Source organism: Paenibacillus sp. J31P316 (assembly GCF_056269105.1).
The window spans coordinates 39,369-55,049 of record NZ_JBWDNI010000003.1; the positions used below are offsets into that span (position 1 = coordinate 39,369).

General features: G+C 59.5%; 13 protein-coding genes. 11 read left to right on the top strand and 2 right to left on the bottom strand.

What is annotated here, in order from left to right:
* The first annotated feature begins 3 nt into the window (after nt 1-3).
* Both AC0YNU_RS11385 and deoC read left to right on the top strand, forming a co-directional pair.
* Nucleotides 4-957: a sugar-binding transcriptional regulator gene (locus AC0YNU_RS11385; RefSeq protein ID WP_475756358.1), complete on the top strand. Its 954-nt coding sequence runs from the start codon at nt 4-6 to the stop codon at nt 955-957.
* A gap of 27 nt (nt 958-984) precedes the next feature.
* The gene (gene deoC, locus AC0YNU_RS11390; RefSeq protein WP_475756360.1) at nt 985-1,668 is read left to right on the top strand and encodes a deoxyribose-phosphate aldolase; all 684 of its coding nucleotides are present in this window, start codon (nt 985-987) and stop codon (nt 1,666-1,668) included.
* A gap of 139 nt (nt 1,669-1,807) precedes the next feature.
* Here deoC and AC0YNU_RS11395 read toward each other — a convergent pair whose 3' ends face one another.
* Nucleotides 1,808-2,326, bottom strand: coding sequence for a DinB family protein (locus AC0YNU_RS11395; protein WP_475756362.1), 519 nt, complete (start codon nt 2,324-2,326; stop codon nt 1,808-1,810).
* Between the two features lie 107 nt (nt 2,327-2,433).
* On the opposite strand from AC0YNU_RS11395, the gene queF reads away from it, so the two are divergent.
* From queF to AC0YNU_RS11420, 5 genes are all read left to right on the top strand, one after another.
* Entirely contained in the window at nt 2,434-2,937 is a 504-nt protein-coding gene (queF, locus tag AC0YNU_RS11400; protein WP_475756364.1) for a preQ(1) synthase, read from the top strand.
* A gap of 223 nt (nt 2,938-3,160) precedes the next feature.
* Entirely contained in the window at nt 3,161-4,363 is a 1,203-nt protein-coding gene (locus AC0YNU_RS11405) for an MFS transporter (RefSeq protein ID WP_475756366.1), read from the top strand.
* Between the two features lie 234 nt (nt 4,364-4,597).
* Nucleotides 4,598-7,180 carry an Ig-like domain-containing protein gene (locus tag AC0YNU_RS11410; RefSeq protein ID WP_475756368.1) on the top strand — a complete coding sequence of 861 codons (2,583 nt, stop codon included), beginning with the start codon at nt 4,598-4,600 and terminating at the stop codon, nt 7,178-7,180.
* Nucleotides 7,181-7,290: 110 nt separating this feature from the next.
* On the top strand, nt 7,291-8,715 hold the full coding sequence (locus AC0YNU_RS11415; protein ID WP_475756370.1) for a tetratricopeptide repeat-containing glycosyltransferase family 2 protein: 1,425 nt from the start codon (nt 7,291-7,293) through the stop codon (nt 8,713-8,715).
* Nucleotides 8,716-8,804: 89 nt separating this feature from the next.
* A complete protein-coding gene (locus AC0YNU_RS11420; RefSeq protein WP_475756372.1) occupies nt 8,805-9,308 on the top strand; it encodes a DinB family protein in 504 nt (167 codons plus the stop codon).
* A 750-nt stretch (nt 9,309-10,058) separates the two neighbouring features.
* Here the strand turns inward: AC0YNU_RS11420 and AC0YNU_RS11425 are convergent.
* On the bottom strand, nt 10,059-10,955 hold the full coding sequence (locus tag AC0YNU_RS11425; RefSeq protein WP_475756374.1) for an ankyrin repeat domain-containing protein: 897 nt from the start codon (nt 10,953-10,955) through the stop codon (nt 10,059-10,061).
* A gap of 142 nt (nt 10,956-11,097) precedes the next feature.
* Between AC0YNU_RS11425 and AC0YNU_RS11430 the strand changes: the two genes are divergently transcribed.
* The 4 genes from AC0YNU_RS11430 to AC0YNU_RS11445 all read left to right on the top strand — a co-directional run bounded on the left by AC0YNU_RS11430 (nt 11,098) and on the right by AC0YNU_RS11445 (nt 15,659).
* Nucleotides 11,098-12,264 carry an acyl-CoA dehydrogenase family protein gene (locus AC0YNU_RS11430; RefSeq protein ID WP_475756376.1) on the top strand — a complete coding sequence of 389 codons (1,167 nt, stop codon included), beginning with the start codon at nt 11,098-11,100 and terminating at the stop codon, nt 12,262-12,264.
* Nucleotides 12,257-13,507: an acetyl-CoA C-acyltransferase gene (locus tag AC0YNU_RS11435; protein WP_475756378.1), complete on the top strand. Its 1,251-nt coding sequence runs from the start codon at nt 12,257-12,259 to the stop codon at nt 13,505-13,507. The genes AC0YNU_RS11430 and AC0YNU_RS11435 overlap by 8 nt, the downstream gene beginning before the upstream one ends.
* Before the next feature lie 99 nt (nt 13,508-13,606).
* On the top strand, nt 13,607-14,473 hold the full coding sequence (locus AC0YNU_RS11440; protein ID WP_475757954.1) for a 3-hydroxybutyryl-CoA dehydrogenase: 867 nt from the start codon (nt 13,607-13,609) through the stop codon (nt 14,471-14,473).
* 7 nt (nt 14,474-14,480) lie between these two features.
* On the top strand, nt 14,481-15,659 hold the full coding sequence (locus AC0YNU_RS11445) for an acyl-CoA dehydrogenase family protein (RefSeq protein WP_475756380.1): 1,179 nt from the start codon (nt 14,481-14,483) through the stop codon (nt 15,657-15,659).
* The last annotated feature ends 22 nt before the right edge of the window (nt 15,660-15,681 follow it).

The window sequence follows — 15,681 nt, forward strand, 5'->3', positions numbered from 1 at the left end:
CCAATGTATGACGAACGCACAGACGACAAACGAGGCAAAATGCTTGACGCCGTTCGTATGTATTACCAGTTGGACTACAGCCAACAGGAAATCGCCAAGCAGCTCGGCGTGTCCAGGCCGACAGTCAGCCGTTTCATTCAGCAGGCAAAGGAAGAAGGGTACGTGGTCATCAGCATCATCGACCCGCTCGAGAACAACGATCTGCTTGCCGGCAAAATCGAACGTAAATTTGGGCTCAAGAAAGTCGTTATTGTCAATGTACCGAACTATACGGACGTCGTCGTCAGGAAGTATCTCGGCGTTGCGGCGGCCAAGTACTTGGACAATATCATCAAGGATGGCGATATCGTGGCAGCGACGTGGGGAACGACGCTGTACGAGGTCGCGCTGAACCTGCAGGATAAGCATGTGAAGGATGTCAAGGTCGTGCAGCTGAACGGCGGCGTCAGCCATTCGGAGACGAGCACCTACGCCAGCGAGATCATCAGCTTATTCGGCAAGGCCTTTCATACCATCCCGTACTTCATCCCCCTGCCGGCAATCGTTGACCATCCAATCGTGAAGAAGACGATCGAGACCGACCGTCATATCCGCAATATATTGGAGCTGGGCAAGAAGGCGAATATTGCGATGGTGACGGTCGGAGCCCCTACGGAAGATTCGGTCCTGATCAAGGCAAACTATTTCAACGAGGCAGAGCTGAAGCTGATCTATGAGAAAGGGGCGGGAGACATCTGCTCCCGCTATTTCAATATCAACGGCACGATCTGTTCGCAGGAGCTCGATCAACGTACGATCGGCATCGACTTGAACGACCTGAAGAAGAAGGAACAGTCCATCCTGGTGGCGGGCGGCATTCGGAAGGTGGACGGCATCTATGGGGCGCTGCGCGGACGATACACGAACGTGCTGATTACGGACCAGTTCTCGGCGAAGTATCTGATGGAGCGTCCATAACTTTAGAGATAGAAAGGAAAGATTGGAATGGATAAGGAACTGGCAGGAGCAGCCTTGGCTGCGTACTTTGATCATACAGCGTTGAAGCCGGAGTCGACGTTCACGGACATTGTGAAATTATGCTCCGAAGCCAAGGAGCATGGATTCGCAACCGTATGCGTCAATCCATACTGGGTCGGAGAAGCGAAGGAGCAGCTGGACGGCACGGGAGTCGGCATCACGACCGTGATCGGATTCCCGCTCGGCGCGAACAGCACGTTCATCAAGGTAGCGGAAACGAGAGACGCGCTCGCAAGCGGGGCTACCGAAATCGATATGGTGCTGAACGTGGGCGCCTTGAAATCGGGACGTCTCGACGTGGTGGAGAAAGACGTGCGGAACGTGGCGGAAGCATGCCAAGGTCGCGCTGTGCTGAAGGTTATTCTCGAAGTCGGTCTGCTGACAGACGAAGAGAAGGTAACGGCATGCGAGATCTGCAAGCGCGCAGGCGCCGATTACGTGAAGACGTCCACGGGCTTCGGTCCCGGCGGCGCGACCGTGAAGGATATCGCCTTGATGCGCAAGACGGTCGGACCTAATATGGGCGTCAAAGCGTCCGGCGGCGTTCGCGATCTGGAAAGCGCCCTCGCGCTTATCGCGGCCGGCGCGACGCGAATCGGCGCGAGCGCCGGCGTCGCGATCGTAAACGGTGGCAAGGGCGAAGGATACTGATTCAATAATTGACAGCCATAAACAGCTGCGCGTCGTCAAGGTAAGGCTATGCGCGGGCCAAGCGAATTTCAAACCATACGAGAAGGAGCTGCCCCCGGTCATGTTCATGACACGGGGGCAGCTCCTCGGTTATTTTAGATCACGATTGCAAATAACGTTCGCGGATCACGTTCAAGTGATGCAGCTCGTGGCCGGCGATGACATAGGCGAACGCGCGGGCGGACATCGTCGTATTGCTTGCGGTTCCCTTGCGCAGCCAAGCGTCGGGCGAGACCGTGGCGATGAGGCTGATCGTCGCGGAACGGACGGCTTCGCAGTCATCCAGCAGTTGTCGGAGGGAGCAGGCGTCGAAATTCGCGTTCGCGATGTAATCGTCCTGCTCGAACCCCGGCAATGGCGTGGTATCCCCGCGGGCAATGCGCAGCATGCGGTAGCTCATGATCCGCTCCGTGTCGGCCAAGTGGCCAAGCACCTCTTTGAGGCTCCATTTGTCCGGCGCGTACCGGAAGAGGGCTTGTTCGTCCGTTAGTCCGGAGAAGAGCGATTGCAATTGTTCGCGGTTGTTTTCTAACGGGGTCAGGGCATCTTCTGCTTGTACCAAGCTGATGTACGTTCCGAAGTGGCCTGCAAATTCGGTTGCGTCTGGACGGGTGATCATAATCGGGTCATCTCCTTACAGAGGTTGAATTGAAAGCGCGTATGGGTGTAAGCTACTAGAACAAGCGTAACCCTCGCAGAGGTTAAAGACAAGGAGTGTTTTCAATCATGGCAGGAAGATCGAAGGAAGAATTGCAAGAGGGCGGCATCTCCCACTTGGGCAATCAAGGCACGCAGTATTCGTTTAACTACAGCCCGGAAGTGCTGGAAACGTTCGAGAACAAGCATGTCGGCCGGGACTATTTCGTCAAATTCAACACGCCGGAGTTTACGAGTCTCTGCCCGATCACGGGGCAACCGGACTTTGCGTCCCTCTACATCTCGTACATCCCGGATGTCAAAATGGTCGAAAGCAAGTCGCTGAAGCTGTACCTGTTCAGCTTCCGCAATCACGGCGACTTCCATGAAGACTGCATGAATATCATCATGAACGACCTGATCGCCTTGATGGAGCCTCGCTACATCGAGGTGTGGGGCAAATTCACGCCGCGCGGAGGCATCTCGATCGACCCTTACACGAACTGGGGCCGTCCGGGAACGAAATTCGAAGAAATGGCGCAATTTCGCCTCATGAATCATGACCTGTATCCGGAGAAGGTAGACAACCGGTAAACCTATCCCGCTCTGACAACCGGCAGGCTGTCGACATGTAACGAAGACCCGGCGACTTTCATCTGATAAGCCGCACTCAGCACAAAGGAATTCTCTCTTGCATTCTCGGACGTTTCCGATGATTCGTCATCGCAGCGATCCGGGATTGATGAGGGAAGAAGCTGCGCGAGCCGACGAACGGCAGGCAGCTTCTTCTTATGGCGAAAGGACGTGGCTCTAAGCAATGAAATTTTCGTGGGAACGCAATCTGATCGTACTTTGGACGGGCGTTTTTTTCTGCAGCATGGCCTATTCCATCTCCATCCCGTTTCTGCCGATCTTCCTCAATACGGAGCTCGGCGTGGAGCATCATTTGGAGGCATGGTCGGGCATCGCCTTCGGCATTACCTTCCTTGCCAGTGCGCTGATCTCGCCCTATTGGGGATCGCTTGCCGACAAGTACGGACGGAAGCCGATGCTCATCCGTTCGGGCTTCAGCTTGGCTGCCCTTTATCTCATTAATTATTTTGTTCATGATCCGTATTGGTTCCTGATCATTCGGATCTTCCAGGGGCTGCTGGCCGGCTTCGTACCTGCCTCCATCGCCTTGGTTGCGACGAATACGCCGGAGGAGAAAACGGGTTATGCGCTTGGCATCATGTCGACGGCAGGGGCGACGGGCAGCATTCTCGGGCCACTCGTCGGCGGCCTGGTCAGTCATTATATCGGCAACCGCGAGGCGTTCCTGTTCTCCAGCGCGATCGTGCTCGTCTCCGCCCTCGTCGCCGTGTTCCTCGTGAAGGAGCAGAATTTCAATCGCAAGGCGGCGCGCTCGCATGTGCTGGATGACCTGAAGCATGCGCTATCGAATCGCAGCTTTACGATTCTGCTGATCATGGTGGCCATCAGCACGTTCTCCGTCATGATTCTCGAACCGCTCATCACGGTGTATGTGCTGCGGATGGGCGTCTCCAAGGACACCGCGTCGCTTAGCTCCGGCATCGTCTTCTCGGCGGTCGGCGTCGCTACTGTCATCATGGCGCCTCGTTGGGGGAAGATCGGCCGGAAAATCGGCTACGAGAAGGTGTTGTTCATCGGTCTGATCGGCGGCGGGATCGGGAATATGCTCCAGGTGCTGACGACCAATTATATCGGTTTCGGCATCCTTCGATTCGGCTACGGATTGTTCTTCGCCGCGGTGAATCCGTCCATTAACGCCATGATCGTGCAGACGACGGAATCGGACTTCCGGGGGCGGGCGTTCAGTCTGAATCAGTCTTCCTCCCAAATCGCGACGATGGCCGGACCGATCATCGGCGGACTGCTGGGCGGCTGGATGCCGATACGCTGGATATTCGTCATCAACGGCAGCGCGCTGCTGCTCGCAGCTTTGCTGTTCAAGACAAGAAACCATGGCAAGGCGGCGGTTGCCGCCAGACATAGCTGAGCATCCCCGGAATGCGGATGCATGCGCAAGAGAGGTCGCCTCGTTAAGAGGCGGCCTCTTCGTCATATTTTGACATTTTTCTCTAATTCTCGTTCTCTATTGAATCTGCGCGTGGTATAGTAATCGGTAGAATAAGGCAGATTTTGCCGGTTGGGCAGCGTTGCTTGCGAACGCTTCGCAAGGCAGGCGTTTCATAGATTCCTAGTGTCATCGTTAAGGGGGAAGAAGTCGTACATGGCCAAGAAACAGAGCAAGAAACGGCAGAAGTCGATGCGCAAGGCAGTCCGGTTGATCGGAGCAGCGGCCGCGGCCGCTCCGCTGGCAATTGCCGTTCCGATTATGGCGAGCGCCTATACCGAAGAGGTGCCGCATTCGAGTATCGACGGACTGCTGGCGAACGAGTACAGCGCCGCGCTGATCGCGGGCAACAGCTTTACGATCGATTTGGATGAGGTCTTTGCGAATGCGGACGAGCTTGAGTATGTCGGCGTCGTCGTGCAGAATGCGCCTGTGGCGGATGTGAACGTAGTCGATGACGGCGAGATGGGCAAGAGCCTGCGCATCGGGCTGAATAAAACCGGTGTGACGAAGGTGGATCTGCAGGTACGGGAGCTGGAGAGCGAAACGGTCGTCCATGAGAGATTCACGCTGACCGTTAAGCCGAATACCGACCTGAACAGCACGGGCACCGCGAGTGTTGGCGACGTTATCCGCTACTATAAAGCGCATCCCGAACGCTTCACGACGGCGGAAGATGCCCGCCGTCTGCTGCAGGCAGCCGTAACGAGCTCGATGCCGGCGGTGAATCATGCGCCGGAAACGGATCGGGAGACGCAGGAAGTGCATCTGCTGCTGGACGGCGAAGCGGATACGGCATCGGTGGAGCTGAGCGATTACTTTAGCGACGAAGACGGGGATCTGCTGGAGTACGACATTATAGCAGGCAACGAGAACTCGGCTTCGAGCGGAACGTTCGCCTACGGGAAAATCGTCGAAGGATCCACGTTGGAGCTGCATGCGCGCGGCAGCGGCAGCATGGACTTCGTGGTCGAGGCGTCGGATGGCGGCGAGGTTACGGCGACGAAGACGTTCCATTTGGAGGCCGAGTGGGCGCCGGAGCCGGAGAATCATCCTCCGACTACAGAGGGCATGACAATCGTGACCGATGAGGATAATGCGAAAAGCGGCCAATTGATCGGTGAAGATGAGGACGGCAACGAGTTGTTTTTCGGGAAAAGCGGAAATTCGGAACATGGAGAAGTCGATATCGATTCAAATGGGGCGTTCACGTATACGCCAAATGAGAACTATTACGGAACGGATTCGTTTACCTATTACGTAGATGACGGAATGAATCGAACCGAGGGAACGGTAACGATTACGGTGAATCCGGTGGACGATGAACTGATTATGCATACGATAGGCATCGAGAATACGTTCTCTATCCGATATGGACAATCGGCGGATATCGACCTGTCGCAGATGTTCGAAGATGTTGATGACGATGACATGAGGTACAAATATACGATTGACCCGGAATACTCATTCGATGTCACGCAAGATGGGGAAAATATGGAGGATCTGCACCTTAAGACGACGGGCTCCTCCAGCTTGACGGAACTGACTGTCATGGCCAGCGACGACGGCGGCGAGAGCTGGGTGCCGCAGACGATTACGATTTCGCCTGAATATGCGGACGATCTGGAGAACGTGACGTATTCTAACGCCAGGTCCAGTGCAACGTTTGACTTATCGGAGTATTTTAATGGCAATTATACATTCGGCGCTTTCGTGACAGGAGTACCGACTGAGCCTACGTTTAACGGAACGAAGATGAATCTCGAGCTTACGCCTGATTCTAGCTTCACGGTCTCAGTCAGCGCTTCGGATGAGCATGGCTTGACGATTTCGGACGATTTCCGGGTGGAGGTTAAGTTTGCCGCCGAGGATATTGGTACGCAATATCTGGTTGGGGATGCTGAAGCGGAAGAGGAAGGCTTGTTCGCGACCGTCGATTTGAGCGAGATATTCCCGGGAGCGGCGACGTATAAATTGCTGAATTACAATCGGGATATTTTCGGTGACGAGCTGAGCGAGGATCCGTTCACGGATCCGTCCATGACATTGCGAACGACAAACGGTTATTTCAGCGGGCTGACGACAGTGACGGTAGAAGCGACGAACAGCGAAGGCGCAACGGCGGAATACGATATCAAGCTTCGCCGCAACAGCGCGCCTTACCCGTGGTCCGGTCAATACGGAGAGCCGAGGTCGATCTTCATTCAGAAGGGTAACGAACCGGTAGCGTTGCAAATACGGGATGACGAGGAAGATGAACTCGAATCGCTGACGGCCACAGCGGACGATCCGTCGAAGTTTGACGTCGACCCCAATAAAACGGACGGCATCGTAACGATCAGCGGGACGAAAAGCGGAAGCGGGATCGTGACGATCGACGTATCCGACGGTCATCCTGAAGGAAGCGACAGTTACGAAGTTCATGTTTATGTTTATGACGTTGAGGTTGATTTTACCGATGACATCTGGGAAAGCTCGCTTCAAATATCCGATCTGTCCACTTACTTGGAAGGCTTAGACACATCCGGGACATTGACGTTAGTCCCGCCGACCTCGGACAGCTCGCTCGTAGATGTAAAGATTGAAGACGGAGAGCTTAAATTCTTGGCAAAACCGAATGAGCAATATCCCCAAATTCCGAAGTTCGGCGAGGAACTGCTTGAATTGACCCTGTCGGACGGCACGAATCAACCGAAGACGATCTACGTCTATGTCAATCGCCGCATGGGGCCGGCATAGACGGGAAAGCAGGCCCGGTTTGGGACTGGCAAGGGAAAGGCCAGCTTGCGGAAGCTGGCCTTTCTTGCTGTCCGCGCGGAAGGACATACATGCAAGAAGGAGGCAATGGCATGACGAAGTTAGACCAACATGAGGCCGTCCGGGAAGCGCTGCGTGCTGGCAGATATGACGAAGCCGAGCAGCTCGCCGTCGCGGGCATACAGGCCGAACCGCTCGCTCCGCAGAGCTGGGTCTATCTGGGCGAAGCGCTGCTGCACGGCGGTTATGCTGCAGCGGCACGCGGCGCTTTCGATCGAGCTGCGCTGCTGGATCCGCAGGCGCAATGGATGCCAGCCGTGGAACGGATGCTGGCTTCGCGATCGGCAGGGCCGGAGCGAGCGGATATAATGCGGCTGCTTGCGCCGCCGCATGCCGTTAAGGTTGCAGCGGTTATACTGACGCGCAATGAAGCCCGCTGCATCGGGCGCTGCATCGAGAGCCTCGTCGATGCAGTGGACGAAATCATCATCGTCGATTCCAACTCGACGGACGGCACGATCGAGATCGCAGCGCGTTATCCGAACGTCAAGATATTGCAAGGCGTCGCGCTGAATGATGATTTCGCGGGCAAACGGAATGCCGCGCTGCCGCATATTCAGAGCGACTGGGTGCTTTGGGTGGATGCTGACGAATGGCTGTTTCCGGAGGATGCGAGGGCGGTCCGGGAGACGGCAGGTATCTTCCACCGAGTGCACGAGCATATCGTGCTGAATATCAGCCAGGTCAATCGCGTGTCGGGCAAGCAAATGACGGACTTCGGCATGCCGCGTCTATTTCCGATGCGCCGGGCCTTGCGTTATTACGGCCGGGTGCATGAGCAGGTCGTCATCGAGGGCCGGGACATGTACGACGAAGCGATTCTGCGCCGCAATGTGCGCATTCGCGTGCATCACGACGGCTATGAGCCGGAGCGTATGGCGGAGAAAGGCAAGGTTGCGCGCAATCTGCGACTGCTCGCGATCATGGCCGAAGCGGAGCCGGGCAATCCCGGATGGCTGCTTTATTTCGCGCGCGAATCCCTCGCAGCCGGGGAACGCGGTGCCGCGAAGGAAGCGCTGCTGAAGGCGGAGGCGGCCTCCGAGTCTACGCCGGGCTTCGGCCGGCGGCTGCAAATCTACCAGCTGCTGCACAAAATCTATATGTCCGAGCAGGCGTTCCGCGAAGCGGAGCTCGTATGCCGCAAGGCGCTGGAAGTGCAGCCGGACTTTCCGGATGCGTTGTATCATCTCGCCCAGGCTCAAGCTGCGCTTGCTGCGGAGACGCTGCGTCAGGCGCAGCAGCGCGCAGAAGAAGCAAAGTCCGCCTTTCGCACCTATAGGGGAGCGGTCTCGGCGGATGAAGCGATCGCGGACTGGAAGGCGGATTTGTTGATTGCCGACCTGGAATCGTTGAGAGGAAGACGGACGGAGGCGAAAGCCAAGTACGAAGCGCTGTTTGCCCGTCATCCGGAGCTTGCCGAGCGGCGCATGAAACGGCGGGAGAAGGAACGTTCATGAATGTTCGCGCTTCACTGACAGGCTGTTGTCAGGGGAGATGGGGTATAGTAGAAACAAGAGCGGCCTATTAGAACTATTGGAGGCGAACCATGATGTTTACAAGTGTGAAAACGTTTATCGACGAGTACCGTAATGAGTCGGACTCGACGCAAAAGCTGCTGGATGCCTTGACGGACGAATCGCTCAAGCAGCCGATCGCACCGGGCTACCGCACGCTGGGTTACTTGGCTTGGCACCTCGTGCATGACGAGGCAGGCATGCTGCAGCGCATCGGATTGAAATTTCAAGCGCCGTCGGCATCCGCGGAGCCGCCGCAATCGGCTGCCGCCATCGCGGATGCGTACCGCACGACGACAGCATCGCTTTTGGACGCAGCGGCAGCATGGAGCGATGATAAACTACTGGAGGTCAACAACATGTTTGGCATGCAGTGGGCAAATGGTTTTACGTTGTACTCGTTCGTGAAGCACGAGATCCACCACCGCGGACAACTCACGGTTCTGATGCGGCAAGCCGGCTTGCCTGTTGCGGGCATGTACGGCCCGTCCAAGCAGGAATGGGAAGCCATGGGCATTCCGGCGCCGACGAAGTGAACGAACGGAAGCAGGTTAGCTTGAAGTCCGGAAGCGAAAGCCTGGGACCGATGAAATGGAACTTTGGATTCGCTAATGCAAAGACCGCAGTCCCAATGGGATTGCGGTCTTTGCTGCATGTATGGAGATGCCATCCGTACGAGCGAACGTAGTCGGCAAGATCACTCACGTGTGCCGGAAACGGGGCGCTAATCCGAACACGCTAATGAAACCTACTATCCTTATTGCGCCGAAAACGGCCGCTTCTCCAACCTAACGAAACTCCGTATCGTTATTTGGCAGAAAACCGCGGAGACGGGGAGCATGCATTTGGGGCATTAAAGCTTATGAGGTTCATTGCGGTTTTTTAAACCTGACATTCGAGGCCAATAACGTTCGTCTGGTTCGTTAGCGAACCGACACCGCGGCGCCTTGGTCTTAGCGGGGAAACGGGCGGCGATGAGCGCGTCCGCCCGTTTGACTTCTCCGAAGATGAAGCCTATGCCGCCTGCGGCATGCTTTCGTTCCGCGACTGCCAGGCGTTTCGCCAGGTGAGCAGCTTAGATTTCAATTTGCGCAACTTTTTCATAGTCGTCGATGAACCTCCCAACCGCTTCATTTTGCTGCTTTCAGCTTAACGCGGCATTGTTATCGGGCCGTTAGCGGAGCGTTAGGAGGGCGAGAAGAAAATGTAAAGATCCCGCGTTGGCCGATTACGGCGGCGCGGGATCTTTTTGTTGCGAGCATTGGCCGAGCTAGGTACCCAGCCCGCTACTTCTCGGAGGCGGCTTGGCGCAGGAGCGCTTCGTTTGCCTGCCGTCCGAAATGCTCGGCCCAGCCGAGCGGCGTGCCGCCGTGTCGGGCATCCTTCAGCGAGAGATCCGCGCCGCGGCGGAGGAGCATGGCCGTCAGCTCCGGATTGTCGCCGGCCGCTGCCCAGTGAAGCGCCGCCGCGCCGGTCCGGTCGAAGCCGGAGGGGACGCCGTTCACGTCGGCGCCGCGATCCAGCAGATAGGCGGCGCATGCCGGACTGCCGCCGATGGCGGCATAGATGAGCGCTTGCTGCAGCAGCTCCTCCGGCTTGGCGCCGCCCGGAATCGGAACGTTCACCGGTTCGCGATGGCGTCCGGCGCTTGGAAGCAGCTCCCCGTCCGCGCCGAAGAACGAGGGGAGCAGGTCGACGCGTCCCACGGCCACGGCCAGCTCCAGGTCCAGCGCGGCTCCGCGCTGCAGCAGCAGGTCTCTGACCTTGTGGCAGCCGTACCAAATCGACTGGGCGAGCGGTCTCCTGTCGTCGTTCAGTCCGTCGACGGGGGAACCGGCATCAATCAGGAACTCCGCCATGCCGGCGTCGTCATTGCTGGCCGCCCACTGCAGGCCAGTTTCCCCCTGCTCGGGGTCGATTGCCCGGGCGTTGACGTCGGCACCGGCTGCAATCAGCACCTTCCCTGTCTCGAGCTGGCGCGGATAGTGCCCCGGCCAATCGCACAGCTGATGCAGCAGCGTGCGGCCTTGGACCGAGCGGGCATTCGCGAGCCCGGGATGCTCAGCCAGAAGCTCGCGCAGCCGTTCGGCTTCGCCGAGCTTGACGGCTTGATATGCGGAGCGATAGCTCTCTCGAAGGCTATCGTTCGCGGCTTGGTCATCGATATCGTTGGCGCAGGTCAACGGGATCAGCTCCTTTTTTTGGGAAGGACAGGTTTCGTATTGCCTTCACTCTATCATGAATCGCCGTACGGGAAAATACGATGTAATAAGCGGTTGTAGGCATGGGGCGCTCTGTCTGTTTCGGGAAGGGGGCGTTATGCGCATGGAATTCGGGCTTTCGGAGGAACAATCGATGATCCGGGACATGGCGGCGCGGTATGCGGACCAGGAGGCCGCGCGCCGGGCCGGACCGTTAGACGAGTCGGAAACGTTCGACAAGGAGTCGTTCGGCGAGCTGGCAGAGCTGGGCTTTACGGCGCTGCCGTGGCCGGAGGAGGATGGCGGAGCGGGCGGCGGCTTCGCCGGCTTCGCGCTGGTGCTGCAGGAGCTGTCCAGGGCGAACGCCTCGCTTGCCGCGGCGTTATGGGCCCATGTTTATTTGGCCGCTTGGCCGCTCATGCGGCACGGAGGCGAAGAGGCGATTCGGCGGTACAGAGAACCGCTGCTTTCGGGAAGCATGCTTGGCAGCGGCGTATTGCCGGGAGCGGCTGGCAGCGCTTCACGGCTGAGGGTAGGACTGACGGCAAAGCGGGACGGTCCAGATTACGTGCTGGAAGGGCAGCAGAAATACGTACTGGGCGGCTCGCAGGCGGATCTCTTCGTCGTATACGCGGAGACGAGCGGGCAAGAGCGAATAAGCAGCGGCCGTAAACGGTACAGCGCCTTCATCGTCGGCAAAGATTGTCCCGGGCTCGACATCCAGCCCGTGACGAAGAAGCTGGGTCTGCGCGCCGCGGGCATGGCGCATCTGACGTTCAAAAGCTGCCGCGTTCCGGAGGGCTGCCGCCTCGGCCGCGAAGGACAGGGAAGCCTGCTTGCGCGCGGAGCCGCGGCAGGCGTGCGCTGCGGATTGGCGGCCATCGCCGCAGGCATTGCGCGGGGAGCCGCGGATGCGGCACTTGGCTACGCGAGGACACGGACGCAGTTCGGCAGGCCGATCGCGAAGCATCAGGCGATCGCAAGCATCCTCGCGGATCTGGATACCGGCGCGGATGCCGCGCAGCTGCTCGTGCATCAGGCCGCATGGCGCGCGGATGCCGGGCTTCCGGATGAAGGAGCGGCGGGGCTGGCGCTTCGTTATGCCGCCGACGCCGCGATGTCGGGCAGCATTCAGGCCGTGCAGGTCTACGGCGGCTACGGCTACATGAAGGAATATCCCGTCGAACGGTACATGCGGGATGCGAAGGCGGTGCAAATGTTCAAAGGGCTCGACGGGCCAGATCTCATGCTGCCGCAGCGGCGGGCGGGGAAGGGAAAAGAACGTGTCTGAAACGGTCATCATCGGCAGCGCGCGCACGCCTTTCGGCAAATTCGGCGGCGCTCTGAAGGGGAGAACGGCGGCGGAGCTTGGCGGCATTGCGCTGCAAGGCGCGCTGAGGCGGAGCGGATTGGTTTCCTCATCGATCGACGAAGTAATCATGGGCATGGCGATTCAGGCAGGAGCCGGGCAAAATCCGGCGCGTCAGGCGGCCTTGCATGCCGGTTTTGGCGCTCAGGTCCCTGCGGAGACAGTGAACAAGGTCTGCGCCTCCGGTTTGCGCAGCATCACCATGGCTGCACAGATCATTGCGGCGGGAGATGCGGAGATTATCGCTGCCGGCGGCATGGAAAGCATGAGCAGCGTGCCTCATGCCCTGCGGGACTACCGCTTCGGCCGCCGCATGGGCGATGGCGCCGCAGCGGATCTGCTGCTGTGCGACGGACTGCGCTGCGCTTCAGGGGGCGGGCATATGGGCGATTACGCCGACAGCCTCGCGGCTGAATACGGCATCTCCCGCAAGGAGCAGGACGAGTGGGCGCTGCGCAGCCACGAGCGGGCTGTGCAGGGCATTTTGCACCGTATTTTCGAGACGGAGATCGTTCCGGTTCCGCTCGAGGACGGGACGCCTGCCGCGAGCCATGTCTTCGCCGTCGATACCGACGAGCCGCCGCGCGGCGACACCAGCTTGGAGAAGCTTGCGGCGCTGCGGCCGATATTCACGGCTAGCGTCACTGGCACGTCGGACGCAGGCACGCCAGGCAGCACAGGCACGGGAACGGGCAGAGGCACGATTACGGCGGGCAACGCGCCGGGGGTGAACGACGGCGCCGCGGCGGTAATCGTCGCCTCGAAAGCAATTGCGCTGCGCGAAGGATGCGCGCCGCTTGCGACGATTATCGGGCATGCGGCGGTCAGCGTGGAGCCGCATCTGTACCCGATCGCGCCGGCGCTGGCCGTGCAGAAGCTGCTTCAACGGAAGGGACTGCAGCTGCAAGCGATCGACCGCATCGAGCTGAACGAAGCGTTTGCCGCCGTCGTACTTGCGTGCGGCAAGCTATTGGGCTGGGATGCCGACAAGGTGAACGTACACGGCGGTGCCATCGCGCTCGGGCATCCCGTCGGGGCGAGCGGGGCGCGGATCGTCGGTACGCTGATCAACGGTCTGCGGCGGCGCGGCGGTGGACTCGGCATTGCCGCAATCTGCAGCGGCGGCGGTCAGGGAGATGCGCTGCTGATAAAGGTCGAGGGCTAGCGGGAAGAAGCGGCGGTAAAGAAGACGCGCATACTGCTGCCCGATGCTCGCTGAATTTCATGTTCATGCAGGAGCAATTCCCAGGAAGGAGCTGGCATGGTGACGATTCAGAACGTATCCGTCGTCGGAGCGGGGCAGATGGGCAGGGGCATCACGCAGGTCGCGGCACTTGCGGGCTGCCGGGTGCTGCTGCACGATACCGACGATGCGCGCGTCTCGGCGGCGCTCGAGGCGATCGGCAATGCGCTGGCATCCGGCGCGGCCAAAGGCCGCCTGTCTCCGGAAGAGGCGGCGATGGCGCTCGCGCGCATCGTCCCCTGCGGCAATTTGAGCGCGGCGGCCGAAGTCGAGCTGGTCATCGAAGCGGCGACGGAGAACATGGCGGTGAAGAAAAAGATTTTCGCCACGCTGGACGGGATCTGCGGGAGACGGACCATCCTGGCGAGCAACACGTCTTCGCTGTCCTTGACGGAGCTGGCGGCGGTGACCCGGCGGCCGGAACGGGTGATCGGCATGCATTTTATGAACCCCGTGCCGGTCATGAAGCTGGTCGAAATCATTCGCGGGCTGCGAACGAGCGACGAGACGTACGCCGAGGCGGCGGCGCTCGTGGCGAGGATGGGGAAGACGGCACTGGAGGTGCGGGATTTTCCGGGCTTCGTGAGCAATCGGGTGTTGATGCCGATGATCAACGAGGCCATCTATACGGTGTACGAAGGCGTGGCGACGGCGGAAACCGTAGACGGCATCATGAAGCTGGGCATGAATCATCCGATGGGGCCGCTTGCATTAGCTGATCTGATCGGGCTGGATACGTGCCTGGCCGTCATGGAGACGCTGCACGAGGGATTCGGCGATTCCAAATACAGGCCGTGTCCCTTGCTGCGAAGCTACGTCCACGCAGGCTGGCTCGGGCGCAAGAGCGGTCGAGGGTTCCACGTCTATGGCGATGCGGAGGGGAGCTGAACTCCCGATGAGGTTTCGGTTTACGGAAGAGCAGGAGGCGCTGCGGGCGCGTGTAAGGGCGTTCGCAGCGACCGAAGTGGCGCAGGCGGTTCAGGGAATGGAAGAAAACGATGCTTTTCCGCGCGAGCTGGTGACGAAAATGGGGCAACATGGCTTGCTCGGCCTGCCGATCGCGTCCGAATGGGGCGGAAGCGGCTGCGACATGGTTTCCTACATGCTGGCAATCGAGGAGGTCTCGCGAGTGAGCGCGGCGGCGGGGGTGATCCTGGCGGTGCATACGTCGGTCGGCACGCTGCCGATCGTCTACCATGGCACGGCCGAGCAGCGAAATCGCTGCTTGCCGCTATTAGCCTCGGGCGCCTGGCTTGGCGCTTTCGCGCTGACGGAACCGCATGCCGGCTCGGATGCCTCGGCCATCCGGACGGTTGCCCTGCGCAGGGATGACGGCTACGTGCTGTCGGGCACCAAAGTGTTCATCACGAACGCCGGCGAGGCGGACCAGTACGTATTGTTCGCGGTCGTGCAGGATGATGCGCAGCAGACTCAGACAGGGGGCGGCAGTGGCAGCAATAGCTGCAATGGAGGTGGCGGCGGAGGCATCACGGCTTTTCTGGTGAGCAAAGACACCCCTGGCTTCACGGTGGGCCGCAAGGAGAAAAAAATGGGACTTCGCGGCTCTAACACCTGCGAGCTCATATTGGAAGAAGCAAGAGTTCCGGCGTCGCAGCGGCTCGGCGCGGAAGGGCAGGGCTTCCGCATTGCCAAATCGGCGCTGAGCGGCGGCCGCATCGGCATCGGCGCGCAGGCGCTCGGCATCGCGCGCGCAGCGCTGGCGCTGGCGGAGCGCGAGCTGCCGCAGGTGTCGCGGCGCCAGCGGGCAAGGGCGGATGCGGAGCTGCTGGACATGGCAGCCGCGACGGAGGCCGCCGCGCTGCTCGTCTACCGCGCGGCGGAGCTGCTGCAGCGCGGGCGTCCCTGCACGAAGGAGGCGTCCATGGCGAAAATGTTCGCCAGCGACACAGCCGTTCGCGTCGCGACGCGGGCGCTGCAGTGGTGCGGTCCGGAAGGGCTGACGGAGGAGCATGCGGCGGAGCGGCTGTTCCGAGATGCGAAGGTGACGCAGATTTACGAAGGGACCAACGAGATTCACCGCATTGTTATCTCGGGCGAGCTGCTGAAAGGGTAGCGGCATAGTGGGGAAAGGAGGG